General features: G+C 57.2%; 16 protein-coding genes and 1 tRNA gene. 2 read left to right on the top strand and 15 right to left on the bottom strand.

Annotated elements, in window-relative coordinates; all coding sequences use genetic code 11:
• Positions 1-103: 103 nt before the first annotated feature.
• Positions 104-706: an invasion associated locus B family protein gene (locus tag ACOQOY_RS20120; protein WP_420587096.1), complete on the top strand. Its 603-nt coding sequence runs from the start codon at positions 104-106 to the stop codon at positions 704-706.
• A 54-nt stretch (positions 707-760) separates the two neighbouring features.
• On the opposite strand, the gene ACOQOY_RS20115 is transcribed toward ACOQOY_RS20120, so the two are convergent.
• Genes ACOQOY_RS20115 through ACOQOY_RS20100 form a run of 4 tightly spaced genes read right to left on the bottom strand, consistent with a single transcriptional unit; the run spans position 761 to position 5,000 of the window.
• Positions 761-1,969, bottom strand: a complete 1,209-nt coding sequence (locus ACOQOY_RS20115) for a beta-ketoacyl-[acyl-carrier-protein] synthase family protein (RefSeq protein WP_420587095.1) — start codon at positions 1,967-1,969, stop codon at positions 761-763.
• Positions 1,970-1,978: 9 nt separating this feature from the next.
• Complete coding sequence (locus ACOQOY_RS20110; RefSeq protein WP_170760709.1) at positions 1,979-2,236, bottom strand: acyl carrier protein; 258 nt, start codon at positions 2,234-2,236, stop codon at positions 1,979-1,981.
• Between the two features lie 32 nt (positions 2,237-2,268).
• On the bottom strand, positions 2,269-3,360 hold the full coding sequence (locus ACOQOY_RS20105) for a UDP-3-O-(3-hydroxymyristoyl)glucosamine N-acyltransferase (protein WP_420587094.1): 1,092 nt from the start codon (positions 3,358-3,360) through the stop codon (positions 2,269-2,271).
• Positions 3,361-3,395: 35 nt separating this feature from the next.
• The gene (locus tag ACOQOY_RS20100; RefSeq protein ID WP_420587093.1) at positions 3,396-5,000 is read right to left on the bottom strand and encodes a L,D-transpeptidase family protein; all 1,605 of its coding nucleotides are present in this window, start codon (positions 4,998-5,000) and stop codon (positions 3,396-3,398) included.
• Between the two features lie 354 nt (positions 5,001-5,354).
• Here ACOQOY_RS20100 and ACOQOY_RS20095 point away from each other — a divergent pair, with 354 nt between their 5' ends.
• On the top strand, positions 5,355-5,924 hold the full coding sequence (locus ACOQOY_RS20095) for a YcbK family protein (protein ID WP_420587092.1): 570 nt from the start codon (positions 5,355-5,357) through the stop codon (positions 5,922-5,924).
• Between the two features lie 120 nt (positions 5,925-6,044).
• On the opposite strand, the gene ACOQOY_RS20090 is transcribed toward ACOQOY_RS20095, so the two are convergent.
• From ACOQOY_RS20090 to ACOQOY_RS20040, 11 genes are all read right to left on the bottom strand, one after another.
• Positions 6,045-6,121 (bottom strand) — tRNA-Arg (locus tag ACOQOY_RS20090).
• Between the two features lie 66 nt (positions 6,122-6,187).
• On the bottom strand, positions 6,188-7,408 hold the full coding sequence (locus ACOQOY_RS20085) for a cysteine desulfurase (RefSeq protein ID WP_420587091.1): 1,221 nt from the start codon (positions 7,406-7,408) through the stop codon (positions 6,188-6,190).
• Positions 7,409-7,420: 12 nt separating this feature from the next.
• Positions 7,421-7,987, bottom strand: coding sequence for a Yip1 family protein (locus ACOQOY_RS20080; RefSeq protein WP_420587090.1), 567 nt, complete (start codon positions 7,985-7,987; stop codon positions 7,421-7,423).
• Complete coding sequence (locus ACOQOY_RS20075) at positions 7,984-8,469, bottom strand: YIP1 family protein (RefSeq protein ID WP_420587089.1); 486 nt, start codon at positions 8,467-8,469, stop codon at positions 7,984-7,986. The genes ACOQOY_RS20080 and ACOQOY_RS20075 overlap by 4 nt, the downstream gene beginning before the upstream one ends.
• Positions 8,469-9,749 carry a Fe-S cluster assembly protein SufD gene (gene sufD / locus ACOQOY_RS20070; RefSeq protein WP_420587088.1) on the bottom strand — a complete coding sequence of 427 codons (1,281 nt, stop codon included), beginning with the start codon at positions 9,747-9,749 and terminating at the stop codon, positions 8,469-8,471. The genes ACOQOY_RS20075 and sufD overlap by 1 nt, the downstream gene beginning before the upstream one ends.
• Positions 9,749-10,504, bottom strand: a complete 756-nt coding sequence (gene sufC / locus ACOQOY_RS20065; RefSeq protein ID WP_420587087.1) for a Fe-S cluster assembly ATPase SufC — start codon at positions 10,502-10,504, stop codon at positions 9,749-9,751. The genes sufD and sufC overlap by 1 nt, the downstream gene beginning before the upstream one ends.
• A gap of 69 nt (positions 10,505-10,573) precedes the next feature.
• On the bottom strand, positions 10,574-11,266 hold the full coding sequence (locus tag ACOQOY_RS20060; protein ID WP_420587086.1) for an FkbM family methyltransferase: 693 nt from the start codon (positions 11,264-11,266) through the stop codon (positions 10,574-10,576).
• A gap of 122 nt (positions 11,267-11,388) precedes the next feature.
• Positions 11,389-12,909: a Fe-S cluster assembly protein SufB gene (gene sufB, locus ACOQOY_RS20055; protein ID WP_420587085.1), complete on the bottom strand. Its 1,521-nt coding sequence runs from the start codon at positions 12,907-12,909 to the stop codon at positions 11,389-11,391.
• A 19-nt stretch (positions 12,910-12,928) separates the two neighbouring features.
• A complete protein-coding gene (locus ACOQOY_RS20050; RefSeq protein WP_420587084.1) occupies positions 12,929-13,972 on the bottom strand; it encodes a cysteine desulfurase family protein in 1,044 nt (347 codons plus the stop codon).
• Positions 13,969-14,400, bottom strand: a complete 432-nt coding sequence (locus tag ACOQOY_RS20045; protein ID WP_420587083.1) for a hypothetical protein — start codon at positions 14,398-14,400, stop codon at positions 13,969-13,971. Before ACOQOY_RS20045 ends, ACOQOY_RS20050 begins: the two co-directional genes overlap by 4 nt.
• Entirely contained in the window at positions 14,397-14,858 is a 462-nt protein-coding gene (locus ACOQOY_RS20040; RefSeq protein WP_420587082.1) for an Rrf2 family transcriptional regulator, read from the bottom strand. The genes ACOQOY_RS20045 and ACOQOY_RS20040 overlap by 4 nt, the downstream gene beginning before the upstream one ends.
• Positions 14,859-14,895: the final 37 nt, after the last annotated feature.

Here is a 14,895-nt window from a genome sequence, read left to right as displayed (position 1 = left end):
CAAAATTCGATGACTTCCTACTGCCAATGCGGCTTAGTGACTGACACCGTGGTGCAGGGGTGATAAACCCGAAAAAAAGCACAATCACTCTGTCGAGGCATTCATGTTCAAGAACACTCTGGCTTTCAGCATTCTGTCCACCGCGCTGCTGAGTGGTGCGGTCTACGCACAAGAAGCAACTCAGGACGAGCAGTCCCAGGCCCAGGCCCCTCAGACCGATGCAAGCACCGGGCTGGACCTGGGGGAAAGCGGTCCGCGCGTGGGCGAGCAATATGTCAAAGAAAAGGCCGGGGACTGGACGATTGCCTGCATTAAGACCGAAACCAACAATGACCCTTGCGCCTTGCGTCAGGTACTGCTGGGACCGCAACGCCAGCCCATTGCGGAAGTAACAATTGAAAAACTGCCCGAAAACGCCGCCGCTGCCGCAGGAGCGACGGTCATTGTCCCCCTAGAAGTACTGCTGCAAGCGCAACTGGCGTTTTCGATAGATGGAGCACCCGGCAAACGGTACAACTATCACACCTGTAACCCGGTCGGCTGCGTTGCCCAGCTGGGCTTCACGCAAGGTGATGTCGACGCGATGAAAGCCGGCAGCAAGGCAAAGATGTCGATGGTTTCGGCGCTCGCGCCAACTCAATTGATCGAAATGGAGATGTCGCTGTCGGGTTTCACCGCCGGGTTCGACACGCTGAGCGCAAACTAAGTCCAAACCTTGATCGCAATAAAGCCGCCGGGTCGATCCGGCGGCTTTAGTGTCTCAGATCCGTTTTAGCGCCAAAACCGCGTTCAGGCCGCCAAACGCAAAGGCGTTGCTGAGCGCGACATCAATCTTGGCCTCGCGCGCATCATTGGGAACGACATCCAGCGCGCATTCGGGGTCAGGCTCTTCATATCCGATTGTCGGGGCTATCACCCCATCGCGCAGCGCCATGATACAGGCCAAGAGCTCGACCGCTCCGGTGCCGCCGATCAGATGTCCGTGCATGGACTTGGTGGACGAGATCATCAGATCGTCCGCGTGTGGGCCGAATACATCCGCCACCGCTGCGCATTCGGTTTTATCATTGGCAGCCGTGCCGGTGCCGTGTGCATTGATATAGCAGACCTGATCCGCATTCAGACGCGCATCTGCCAGCGCCCCAGCCATGGCTCTCGCAGCCCCTTGTTTGCTGGGCATCACGATGTCTGCGGCGTCTGAAGACATGGCAAAGCCGACCACTTCGCACATGATGTCGGCGCCCCGGGCGCGGGCGTGCTCATACTCTTCAAAAACAAAGATGCCGGCGCCTTCGCCTTGCACCATCCCGTTTCGATTGGCGCTGAACGGGCGGCAGGCGTCTTTGGACATGACACGCAGTCCCTCCCAAGCCTTCACCCCGCCAAAACACAGCATGGATTCCGATCCGCCAGTTACCATTGCCGGAGCCGCCCCACTGCGTACCATCTGAAACGCCAGCGCCATCGCGTGGTTCGACGAAGCACAGGCGGTTGAAACGGTAAAGCTGGGGCCTTTGAGGTTATGCTCCATCGAGACGTGGCTGGCCGCCGCATTGTTCATCAGCTTTGGCACAACAAACGGATGAACCCGGTTCTTCCCGTCCTCGTAGACCGAGCGGTAATTGTCATCCCACGTTGAAACACCGCCCCCGGCCGTGCCCAGAACAACACCAGAGCGGGCCGCGAGATCACCGTGAAATTCGATCCCCGACTGATCAATCGCCTCTTTCGCGGCGGTCAGGGTAAATTGGGTGAAGCGATCATAGAGGCTCATCTGCTGGCGATTGAACCGTCCTTCAGCCTCAAACCCGCGCACCTGCCCACCGATCTTGATGGCAAGGCGTTCAACGTCGCGGAACTCAAGCTCAGAGATACCACAACGCCCTTCGCGCATGGCCTCAAGCGTATCGGGGACGGAGTGACCCAGCGAGTTGATCGTCCCGGCCCCGGTAATAACAACGCGTTTCATGGTCTTAGGTCAGACCTTTTCCGAAACAAGCTTTTCGATACCGGCGATGATGGCAGCGACGTTTGAAATGTCGAAATCGCTGGCCGTAGGTTCATTGGCATTGAACGGCACAGAGATGTCGAATTCTTCCTCGATGGCGAAGATGCTTTCGACAAGCCCAAGGCTGTCGATCCCCAGATCTTCCAGCGTACTTTCGGGCGTGACGTCCGAAGGCTCCAGCACGGCCTGCTCAGCAATGATTGCGATGACGCGGTCGGTGATGCTCATGTCGGTCCTCTGATTATCCCGTTGCGGATGATTTAATCGCTCGGGGGCTGTTTGAAAACAGCCTTTTTCAACGCCTCTACGTCACGGGCCATACGCGGCAGGCGACGTTGCGCTTTGTACACTTCGGTATGAGTATCCATTTTGATGCCGGGGTATCCCATGATCACCCGGCCCTTTGGGACATTCGACAGAATTTTCGTGCCGCCGCCCGCGATCACCCCGTCGCCGATAAAGATATTGTCGACGACGCCGGTCTGACCACCCAGAACGACGTTGTTTCCGATCTCAACGGACCCCGAAACCCCGGTCTGCCCGCACAGAAGGCAATCGCGACCGACACGGGTGTTGTGGCCGACATGGACAAGGTTATCCAGTTTCGATCCATCGCCGATGCAGGTGTTACGGATGGTGCCGTTATCAACGGTGCAATTCGCGCCAACTTCAACATCGTCACCGATTTCCACCGCACCCAGCGAGTGGATGCGTAGCCAGCTTTGCGCCCGCGCGTCACCCTGATCGCCCATTGTCTTGCGCGCGTTTTCGGCACCCGAGACCTCGGGGGTGACAAAGCTGAATCCGTCCCCTCCGATCCGTGCGCCGGGTTGAGCGATAAAGCGATCTCCGATCTGCGCGCGCGCTCCGATGCTGACCATCTCACGCAGCACGGCGTTTTCGCCCAAAACAGCATCCATTCCGATCACGCAATGAGGGCCGATAACCGAGCCCTTGCCGACGCGCACCCGCGCCCCGATCACCGCCAACGGCCCGACTGAAACACCCTCGGCCAACTCGGCGGTCGGGTCGATTACGGCCGACGGGTGAATGCCCGGTGCAACGCCCTGCCCGCGGTCCAGCATCGACGTAATGCCCGCCATCGCCATTCGGGGGCGAGGCACAAAGATAGCAGCCTCCAAGCCAAGCGCTTGCCAGTCCGCACCTTCCCACAGGACTGCCGCCCGAGCAGATCCACCGCTCAGCGCTTCAGCATATTTCGGTGACATTGCCATCGCCAGATCCACAGGCCCGGCATCCGTCGGTTCAGCCGCGCGTTCGATAATCAGGCTGGTATCGCCCTGGCTTTCCGCGCCCAGAGCGTCGGCGATTTGCTGAATGGTATAGTGCATGTCGGGCTTCCCGGATTAAGGACCTGCCCTGCTGATTACCCCTGAACGTCCGGCAGGGCCACCCCTGCTTTCTGCAATGCGTCCCAGATTTTCCGGTCGCGGTCATAGACGTCGCGGCGATACTGCACCTCGCCTTTCGGCCCGATATAGGCCGTGCGGTAGATCAGGTGAACCGGCACATGTTGTTCCAGATGAACCGTCGTTTCCTTGCCCGAGTTCAGAATGCGATGGAAAAACGCCTTGGGATTTTCCTCTTGCTTGGCCAGCAGCGCATAGGCGAAGTCAAACGGGTCAGCCAGTCGGATGCACCCGTGCGAGAACGCCCGCACCTCACGTGAGAATAGGCTTTTTTGCGGCGTATCATGCAGGTAGATGTTGTACTGATTGGGGAACATGAACTTCACTAACCCCAATGCGTTGCTTTTGCTGGGGGGTTGCCGCATCGCAAACGGGAAGTTCCGGGCGGTGAACTGGGTGAAATCCACAGCTCCACGATTGACCTGACGACCACTGCGATCGGTGATCTCGATATGTCCAACGGCGTTCGGATTGGATTGCAGCTTGGGCAGATATTCCTTGGTGATGATCGAGCGCGGCACGTACCAACTGGGGTTGATGACCATATGCTCCATCTCATCCGAGAATTCGGGGCTGCGCCGGTCATGAGTGTTTTTGCCGATCACTGCACGGGTTTCGAACGTGACCAACCCGTCATCGACGATTTTGGCTGAGAAATCGGCTTGGTTCACCAGAATGTGCCGCTCACCGCGCTCACGCGGCAACCAGCGTTCCCGTTCCAGCGCCACGTAAACAGCCTTGAGCCGTTCGGAGGCGCTGCGGTTCAGTTCGGTGATCGTTCCCTGACCGGCCACGCCGTCTGGGGCCAGACCATGATCAGTCTGGAACGCCTGTACCGCCGTCAGCAGAGTTGCATCAAATTCCGGGCTGGCGGTTGGCTTGAGATAACCCAAGGAAACCAGTCTATTACGCAACTTAATTACATTAGGCCCGCTATCGCCGTATTCCAGTTTTGACACCGGAACTATCGCGCCCCAGCCGCCCTGTCGGATCAGGTTTTCCAACGCCATTTTTTGCTTCATCAACGCCCGGTACTGCGTTGTATTCGGGGCCAAATTATCAAAGTAAGCCCCGCCATCAGAGGTAATCAGGCCCTGCAAATGTTCTTTGGCCGAGGTCGTTTCGACTTTGCGAACCAACCCGTCGTCGATTTCCGCAGGGCGCAAGGCCCCGGATTGCAGATCGCTGGCATAATCGACAAAAGCGCGGCTCAGCGCGACTTCGACGGCGCCCAAATCGCGCGTGGTCTTGGCCGCCTCCATCTGATCAATCAGCGCCTGAACACTGCGAGCCCCCTGCGGCAGCCCGTGCATATCCGTCGTCGACAGCGCCTGTATCAGCCGGGCGCGCCGTTGCGCGTGCTGCGGAGTGTCTCCGACCCAAACCGGTGCAAACCCATTGTCGCGGTAAAACTCAGCAATCCCAGTCCCAGCCGGTGCAAATTCAGCCACGGCCATTTGATACGCCGTCCCCGGGCTGGTTTCCGCGTGAAGCAACGACGCCGAAGCCAGAAAACATGCGGTGCAAAAGATACCTGTACGCGACCGAAAAACTGAGAACATAGGATGGCCTTGATTATTCAATATTTAGTGCCGCCGACTGGCGCGCCGAACAAGTATCGGTGTGCCATCAGCAACTTGTCTATTCACAAATTTATCAATTCAATGCTTCTTTTCGCGCATGATGCCGGTTTGCATCGCCGAGCGGATTTCCGCATCTAGTTGTCTCATAATTATACATAAATACCTCACCTGCGCAAAAAACTGCCGAAAATTCCCCCTTGAAAAGGTGTTTTTGAAAGACTTCTTGGCGGAGTTTTACGTCTGTGTCATAAATCCCGCATCTGGGATGGGAAAAAATTAAGAACGCGCGCGTAACATCGTGTGCAGGCAGGAACAGTACGGGACGAAACCAAAATGACGATGAGCAGTACCTCGGGTCTGACCCGGCGTGCCCTATTGGGTGCATTCGCCGCCACCGCAGTCGTAGCAGCACCGACTTATTCCAACGCAGCAGGGTTCCTTCGTGGCGGAGGAGACATTCGGCGTATTCGCATGTATTCCGGTCGCACGGGCGAACGGATAGACATGATATATTGGGTCGACGGGAAATACATCAAGGACGCTGTCAAAGAAGTGAATCACTTCATGCGTGACTGGCGTACCGATCAGGTCAAAGACATGGACCTGCGCACCATCGACATCATGGCCGCCTCTCACAACCTGCTGGACGCAAGCGAACCGTACATGCTGCTGTCGGGCTATCGCTCGCCGCAGACCAACGCGATGCTGCGGTCCCGGTCGCGTCGCGTCGCCAAGAACTCGCTGCACATGAAAGGTCAGGCCGCCGATCTGCGCCTGTCGTCCCGTTCCGTGTCGCAGATGGCACGGGCCGCAATTTCATGCCGCGCTGGCGGTGTGGGCAAATACTCGCGATCAAACTTCGTCCATATGGATTGCGGTGAAGTACGCAGCTGGGGCGGTTAACGCCTGACCCAAACATCCTGCAAACGACGAGCGCCCTTGGGCGCTCTTTGTTTTTTGAACAATTCGATGCAGAACCAACGCCTTTGGCGTTCGGGCTGATGCAATGGGAACAAGGGATTATGGCGCACCTGAGAGGATTCGAACCTCTGGCCTCTGCCTTCGGAGGGCAGCGCTCTATCCAGCTGAGCTACAGGTGCCTTGGCCGTTAGCTATCCTTGATCCGATCTGGGTGCAACTGTAAATCTGCCCGGATCGAACATCATTCAGGCAAACAAATCGTGCGCCAGTTCCAACGCGTCGACCAGCGTGTCGACCTCGTCCTTGGTGTTATAGAGACCAAAACTGGCGCGGCAGGTTGCGGTTACACCGAAGAAGTCCATCAAGGGTCCGGCGCAGTGATGACCGGCACGGACGGCAACGCCCTTTTTGTCCAGAATCGTGGACACGTCATGCGCATGCCCTGCCCCGTCCAGTGTAAAGCTGAAGATCGCGGCCTTGTCTGGGCGCGTACCCTGAACCTGCACCCAGTTCAGACCCGTCAGTTTTTTCAACGCATAATCACGAAGCGCACCTTCATGAGCGGCGATGTTCTCCATCCCCAGATTCATCATGTAATCCAGCGCCACGCCCAGCCCGATGGTTTGCACGATGCCGGGGGTTCCCGCTTCGAACTTCATTGGCGGGTCATTGTAGATCACCTGATCCTTGCTGACCTCTTTGATCATGTCGCCGCCGCCGATAAAGGGGCGCATCTCGGCCATGCGTTCGGATTTGATATAGATCGCGCCCGATCCGGACGGACCATAGAGCTTGTGTCCCGTAATCGCGTAGAAATCGCATCCGATGTCCTGCACGTTCACCGGCATATGCACCGAGCCCTGGCTGCCATCAACCAGAACCGGCACGCCCTTGGCATGCGCGCCTTGCGTAATGGCCTTCACATCCACAACGGTCCCGGTGACGTTCGAACATTGCGTCACCGCAACCAGCTTGGTTTTCGGACCGATCGCGTCGATCACGGCCTGCGGGTCCAGCCCGCCATCCGCATCGATATCCACCCATTTCAGGACCACGCCCTGACGTTCGCGCAGAAAATGCCAAGGAACGATGTTGGCGTGATGCTCCATGACGCTCAGGACGATCTCATCCCCCGCCTCAAGCCGCGGCATGGCCCAGCCATAGGCGACCAGATTGATCCCTTCGGTCGTGCCTGAGTTCAGGACAATTTCATCCTCGCTCGCCGCGCCCAGGAATTTGGCGATGGTTCCGCGTACGGCCTCGTATTTCTCAGTCGCAAGATTCGACAGGTAATGCAGGCCACGATGAACGTTCGAATATTCTTCGGCATAGGCCCGCGTTACCGCGTCGATCACCACCTGAGGTTTCTGTGCGGACGCACCATTATCCAGATAGGTCAGCGGCTTGCCATTCACCTCTCGGGACAAGATCGGAAAGTCTGAACGGATTTTTTCTACGTCATACATCGTATTTCTTCCCTATACCGGGCCGCTGGGCGTGAAGGCGAAGACAAATGGCATCGCCGCAAAGGCAGACAGCAAAATGACCCCGAATGATTTCCAGAGCGTACCGAATTTATGCGCCTCATTAAGGAAATGGAGCGTGACGTAAAAGCTTAGAACGGCAGTTGCGAGCGCAATCATCAGAAATAAGGCGGGCACGATGGCTGCCAGGATAATCGTCGGCAACAGAACCGCGATCTGCAAGAACTGCACCCAGATCATCAGGGCGAAAACGTCGTCAAAAGAGGCAACGCCCCTCAGCAGACGGCCAAACAGAAAAAAGGCCACAATGCTGAACAACATAATTCCGGCGAACCACACCAGGCTCAATGCAATTGAGTCCGGCCCTGATGCGGTGCTGCCAGCAGGCCCCGGAAGAATCTGCGACATCAGCACCTGAAGCAAACAGCGCAGAACTACAGCAAGGAAGAAAGCGAGCCAAAGAACCTCGCGCTTTGGACGGACCGAAAGAAGGTAGCGGGCGGTATCCGCCGGATTTGTTACGGTCTGGACCGCAAGGTTGCCGAAGGTTGCGATATTCATTCTGCCTGCCTTTGCGCTTGTCTGAGGCCAGCCACCCAAAACCAGATGAACACGCCGAACCAAAAGGCTCCGACCAGAGTCAGTGCCGGACCGGGGCCAATGAAACCGGCGACAAGACCATTCAACAACACCAGAGGCGTCGACGACAGCAAAGCCCAGAACAGGGCAACCCGCGCCCCATAGGCCGATCCACGCCCGCCTGCGAGACGGGCCACACCATAGGACAGAAAGGCCAGAGCATAGAAGAACAGCGGCAGAATAATGACGGTACCCAACAAGGCACCGCCCATCAGCATGTTCAGCTCAACCCCTTCCAGATGCGCCCGGCGGGCCAGGCTGGGCAACTGCGCAATGAATGACACCACGCAAAAGCCCATGACGAAGACCAGCGCGCGGTCTTCGCGTTCGCCCAGATCCAGAAGTCGACGCACCACGCGCCCCGGCCCCCGATAGGTGGCCACGATATCCGAGGTGACAGGCATCAGCTGCGCCGCGCCAACCAGCCTTCCAGACGGGTCACGATCGCGTCGGCCAGATCTTTGTCCTCGATCTCATCCACGGCCTCGGCCAGAAATGCCAGAGTCAGCATGTTGGTCGCATCTTTGACCGGAACCCCGCGTGAGCGCAGGTAGAACAAAGCAGTCTCGTCAATCGCACCAGAGGTCGAGCCGTGCGAACAAGCAACGTCGTCGGCATAAATCTCAAGTTCGGGTTTGGCGAGAAATTGGCTGTCGTCGTCCAGCAGCAGGGATTGGCTAATCTGGTACCCATCGGTTTTCTGAGCGCCTTCCTTCACGAGGATTTTGCCCTGAAACACACCGGTCGCACCGTTGCGCAGCACTTTCTTGAACACCTGACGGCTTTCGCAATTCACCGCATCATGAGTGACAAAGACGGTGTCGTCGTGATGAAAGTCGCCATCGCCAACGCACGCACCGGCCACGTGCGCCACCGCATCGTCACCGGTCAGCTCAACGACCTGCTCGTTGCGAGTCAGAACGCCATTCGCAGTCAGAGTGAACGACTTATAGGTCGACTCTTGCCCCAGACGCGTGAACATATGAGTAACCGCGCGCCGCTCGTGATCCCGACCCTGCGCCCGGATGTGGTGCAGCGAGCCGTGGTCGGCGATGTCGATCTCCATGCATTTGTTGAAGCGAGACGCTGCCGGACCGGTTTCCAGAATCGTCACCTCGGCCTCGCTTTCAACGCGGATCACGTGGTGCAGGATCGCATCCGAGTTTTCCGATTCATGGCGATAAACAAGGTTAATCGGTTTGGACGGTTTGCCCGTTACGTGAATGGCGACGCCATCCGACGCAAAGGCCGTGTTCAGTGCTGCCAGCGGTCGCTGAACCGGAGTTTGGCCGCGCTCTTCCAGCTTGCCATACAGCTCTTTCGCCCAGTGAATATCCTTGCAGCAGATATCCTCAAGCCGGTCGATCTTGACACCTTCCAGCGTCAGATCGTCGGAATCTTCGGGGCTGAAGACGCCGTCAACGAAGACGATGCTCAGGCGATCCACATCACTGAAAACCAGAGGCTCACCCGCGTCGAACACGGCCGCCTGCGGCGCATCCGGAGAGATCAGCGTGTCGGGCTGGGTGTATTTCCAGTATTCATCACGACGACCGGGCAAGCCCATCTCGCGCACGCGCGCCAGAGCTCCCTCACGCGCGGCTTTTGTACAACCGGGATCGGGCATGGTCAGAGACGCCAGACGCGCCTCGGTTGCGGTCTGTTTTGCTTGCGGCAAAGCCATCAGTTCACCTCGGCCAGGATGTCGGCATAACCGTTGTTTTCAACTTCCAGCGCCAGCTCGGGGCCACCGGTTTTCACGATACGGCCATCGGCCATGATGTGCACAACGTCTGGTTTGATGTGATCCAGCAGGCGCTGATAGTGGGTGATGACCAGGAACCCACGACCCTCATCACGCAGCGCGTTCACGCCTTCGGACACCAGCTTCATCGCATCGACGTCCAGACCCGAGTCTGTCTCGTCCATGATGCACATCTTCGGCTCAAGCATCGCCATCTGAAGGATTTCGTTGCGCTTCTTCTCACCGCCGGAAAAGCCAACATTGACCGGGCGTTTCAGCATGTCCGCGTCAATCTTCAGGGTTTTAGCCTTGGCGCGCACTTCTTTCAGGAAGTCTGCCGCCGACAGTTCCTCTTGGCCGCGCGCCTTGCGCTGCGCGTTAACGGCAGTGCGCAGGAAAGTCATGTTGCCCACGCCCGGGATCTCAACCGGGTATTGGAACGCCAGAAAGACACCGGCTGCGGCGCGCTCTTCCGGCTCCATCTCAAGCAGATCTTCGCCATCCAGCGTGGCCGACCCGTCGGTTACTTCATAACCGTCGCGGCCCGACAGAACATAGCTGAGCGTCGACTTGCCCGAGCCGTTCGGCCCCATGATGGCATGTACTTTGCCGGCCTCAACCGTCAGGTTCACACCTTTGAGAATTTGCTTATCTTCTTCTTCAAGCTGCACGTGCAGGTTCTTGATTTCCAGCATGTTTTACCCTCATCTCGCGCCAGTCAGTTTATCTGACGCCGTATTTCAGTTTCAGTTTTGTCCGGATGGCTAAGCGGATTTTGAGATTTCCTGTGTCTCTTCGCTTGGCCTTATCAGGTAGTTTTCATTTCTTCGGTATCGCTTGAAGCGGTCGACAATCTCATAGCCGTGAAGCGCCACCAACGCTTTGAAAGCATCTGCGTTGACATCATCTACTTCGACAAACATCACGGGCCGGTTTTCCCCCAGACCGGGCAACAGGCTTTCAAGTACGGAAATCTCCATTCCCTCAACGTCGATCTTGATCAAATCGAAGGTCTGGTTTTCCACCAAATCCGACGCCGGGATCACCGGAATAGCACCCTGATTTTCCGCCAGCTTCGCGCCGCCCAGATTTTTCTCCGGCCAGGAAATACCCAGATCCGAGCGCGCCTCGTTTGACACGCCGTAGCCCACCCAATTGAAGTCGACCTTACCTTCCACACCGTTCAGATGCAGATTGCTGATCAACAGCTTTGCCGCAACCGGGTTAGGCTCGACAGGGACAACAAGCGACGCGTGCAGGAACAGCGCGAGGTACAGGCTGTGATTTCCAACATTTGCACCGATGTCCAGAAACCGGCCGCCAACGGGGAAGTGTTGCGAAATCATTCTGAGTTCTTCGACTTCGTAAAACGACCCGTTGAAGTGATGTTTCTGTATCGAGTCCGCAGGGTTTCCGACCGAAAACAGAACTGACTGATCATGGACACGCGCGCGCACAACCTGCGCATCTGCCGATCTGAAAACGCCAGACCGCCGGGATCGCCTTATCCACTTTTGAAAGTCCGCTCGCGTTTCCACCCGGAACTACCCTTTTTCAGCCAACACAAAGGTTGAGACGATCAGCCCACAGAACCCTCAAGCGAAATGGCGACCAGTTGTTGAGCCTCCATCGCAAATTCCATCGGCAGAGCCTGCAACACGTCCTTGCAGAACCCGTTGACAACCAAGGCCACGGCCTCTTCTTCGTCCATGCCGCGCTGACGGCAGTAGAACAGCTGATCGTCGTCCACCTTGGAGGTCGTCGCCTCGTGTTCAACGCGGGACGAGTTGTTCTTGACCTCGATATACGGAACCGTATGCGCCCCGCATTTGTCGCCGATCAGCAAGCTGTCACACTGAGTATAGTTGCGGCTGTCCTTAGCCTTCGGGTGCATCGAGACCAGACCACGGTAGGTGTTCTGTGCTTTACCCGCGCTGATGCCTTTGGACACGATGCGCGACTTGGTGTTCTTACCCAGATGAACCATCTTGGTGCCGGTATCGGCCTGCTGATAGTTGTTGGCAATTGCGATCGAGTAGAACTCACCCTGGCTTTCATTGCCGCGCAGGATGCAGGACGGGTATTTCCAGGTCACGGCCGAGCCGGTTTCAACCTGCGTCCACATCACCTTGGACCGATCCCCACGGCAATCGGCGCGCTTGGTGACGAAGTTATAGATGCCGCCCTTGCCGTTCTCATCCCCGGGGAACCAGTTCTGAACGGTCGAGTATTTTACCTCGGCATCTTCCTCGACGATGATCTCAACCACAGCCGCGTGCAGTTGAGCGGTGTCACGCTGAGGCGCGGTGCAGCCTTCCAGATAGGACACGTAAGAGCCTTTGTCGGCGATGATCAGAGTACGCTCGAACTGGCCGGTGTTCTCCGCGTTGATACGGAAGTAGGTGCTCAGCTCCATCGGGCAGCGGACGCCTGGCGGGATATAGACGAAAGACCCGTCCGAGAACACAGCCGAGTTCAGCGTGGCATAGAAGTTATCTGAAACCGGAACGACCGTGCCGAGGTACTTCTTAACCAGCTCCGGATGCTCTTTGATCGCCTCGGAGATCGAACAGAAAATCACGCCATGCTTGGCCAGTTCGTCTTGGAATGTCGTGCCAACGGATACCGAGTCAAACACAGCATCTACCGCGACTTTGCGGCCTTCGGCGGGCATATCCTCAGCGCCTTCGACACCGGCCAGAATCATCTGTTCTTTCAGCGGGATACCCAGTTTTTCGTAAGTAGCCAGAAGCTTGGGATCGACCTCATCCAGCGACTTGGGCTTTTCTTCCATCGACTTGGGACGGGCATAGTAATACTGGTCCTGAAAGTCGATTGGCGGATAGTGCACCATCGCCCATGTCGGTTCTTCCATCTTGGTCCAGCGTTCGAAGGCCGACAGACGCCATTCGGTCATCCACTCGGGCTCTTCGTTCTTTTCGGAAATAAGCCGGACGATGTCGGGGTTCACGCCCTTCGGCGCGTACTCCATTTCGATCTCGGTTTCCCAGCCATATTTATAGGTTCCGACCTCGCGTACCGCGTCTACGGTTTCCTGATCGACACCCTCTTTTACCTGGGTCTGGTCCAAAGCGGCCATTAAGACACCCTCCGTCAGATCACGCGGCACGCGCGCGATGCTTTTTCTCTTTCTCAAGCCACGTCTCGACGAAACGCAGCACATCTTCTTCCGTTGTCCGAGGCCCCAGCGAAACGCGGATCGCGCTGGCTGCTGTCACCTCGTCATAGCCCATTGCGGTCAACACCGCGCTGGCACGAACCTTGCCGCTTGAGCAGGCAGAACCCGCACTGATCGCAAAACCCGCCAGATCCATCTGCATCACCTGCGTCTCACCCTTCCAACCCGGGGTGGCGAAACACAGAGTGTTTGGCAGGCGTTCCTGATCTTTCCCGACAAAAATAGTAGATTTAGAACCAGCCTCAAGAGCCTTTTCTAGAATATTTCTAAATTCTTTCACCTGATCCCAAACGCCATTGGCCAAATCCCGCGCTGCCGCTTCAGCTGCCGCCCCGAACCCCGCGATTCCTATGACATTTTCCGTTCCGGACCTCCGGCCCATCTCTTGCCCACCGCCCTTGATCTGGGCAGGTAAATCCGTGCCGCGCTTCATAACAACCGCGCCGATCCCCTTGGGACCACCCAGTTTATGGGCCGAGATTAACGCCATCCGGGTTTCCAGCCAATTAAATGCCACCGGCAGTTTCCCAAACGCCTGCGTCGCATCCGTTACCGCCAAACCCGCGGGCAAGGACTGAACAATCCCGGTTTCCGAGTTCGCCAGTTGCAGCGTTGATTGTTCGGGCGCGCCCACTTCAACCTGACCAGAGGGCGAAACCGGCAAATCCTCTGTTATCCATGACCTTACGGCGTCATGTTCAACGGCCGCTCCATGCAACCCGCGCCCCGCTAACGTCAGCGCAGCGCCTTCAGTCGACCCAGAGGTGAAAACGATATCGGCCCCATCGGCCCCAAATGCGGCGGCTATCTGGCCGCGGGCACGCTCGATCAGCGCCTTCGCAGCCCGTCCTTCGGCATGCACAGAAGACGGATTTCCACACACATCCATGGCAGCAATCATCGCATCCCTCGCTTCAGGGCGCAGTGGCGTGGTTGCATTATGATCCAGATAAACCCGAGTCATCGGATCAAACCTTCCTGACGGGCTTTATTGATAAACTTACGATGCACCTTTTCAGCCGCGCCAAAACTTACTCTGTAGTCCTGACCCCGGTCGAAGTCTTCTGGAACAGGTTCGCACAAATATTCCAATGTCCCGGCAATCACAGCCCCAGACAGCATGATGAAGTTAGGATTTGCTCCAAGCATTTTATTCATCAAACGCCCCAGAACCGACCGATCCCGACGGCGGGCAATCTCAGCATCCGCCACTTTTCGCGACAGGTACAAGATGCAATGGTCAGTGGTCATGTAGACCTTGTCCGCCACGTTCGACAGCTTGGCCCCGAACCGCACCCAAGGGTTCGCTCGACCCAGCGAATGCGCCAATGCGGTGAGTGATCCGTATTCGGGCTTAACCGGTTCGATCTGCATGTCTCGCAGCAAACTCATTCTGCGTCCACCACTGCAAAGAGGTTGGGGACGGCAGGACACGGTGCAAGATCGTTCTTGATCACATCCGACAACCGCGTCTGATGCAGGAAAACGTAGACATGAGCGCTCAGGCCCTCCCACAAGCGGTTGGTCAGAGATTGCGCCCGACTGCCTGACGAGGCACCCGAAGCGCCTGCGCCTTTTTGCAGGGCATCGACGGTTTCGTCCACGGCGGCCAGAACTTCGACAACACGAATATCCGACGCAGGACGCGACAACCGATATCCGCCCCCCGGCCCTCGCACGGATGCGACAAGATCGGCCCGGCGCAACTTGACAAAAAGCTGCTCAAGATAAGGCAGGGAAATGTCCTGACGTTCAGAAATTTCACTGAGAGTCACAAGGGTATCACCAGGCTGTAGCGCAATATCGGCCAGAGCGACCATTGCATAACGACCCTTCGTCGATAGCTTCATATTCTGCTCCTCTTGCCGAGTTCCGCGCGAAATCATT

The sequence above is a fragment of the Ruegeria sp. genome (genome assembly GCF_965221235.1).
Classification (GTDB): domain Bacteria; phylum Pseudomonadota; class Alphaproteobacteria; order Rhodobacterales; family Rhodobacteraceae; genus Ruegeria.
This window is presented reverse-complemented; position numbering and strand designations above follow the sequence as displayed.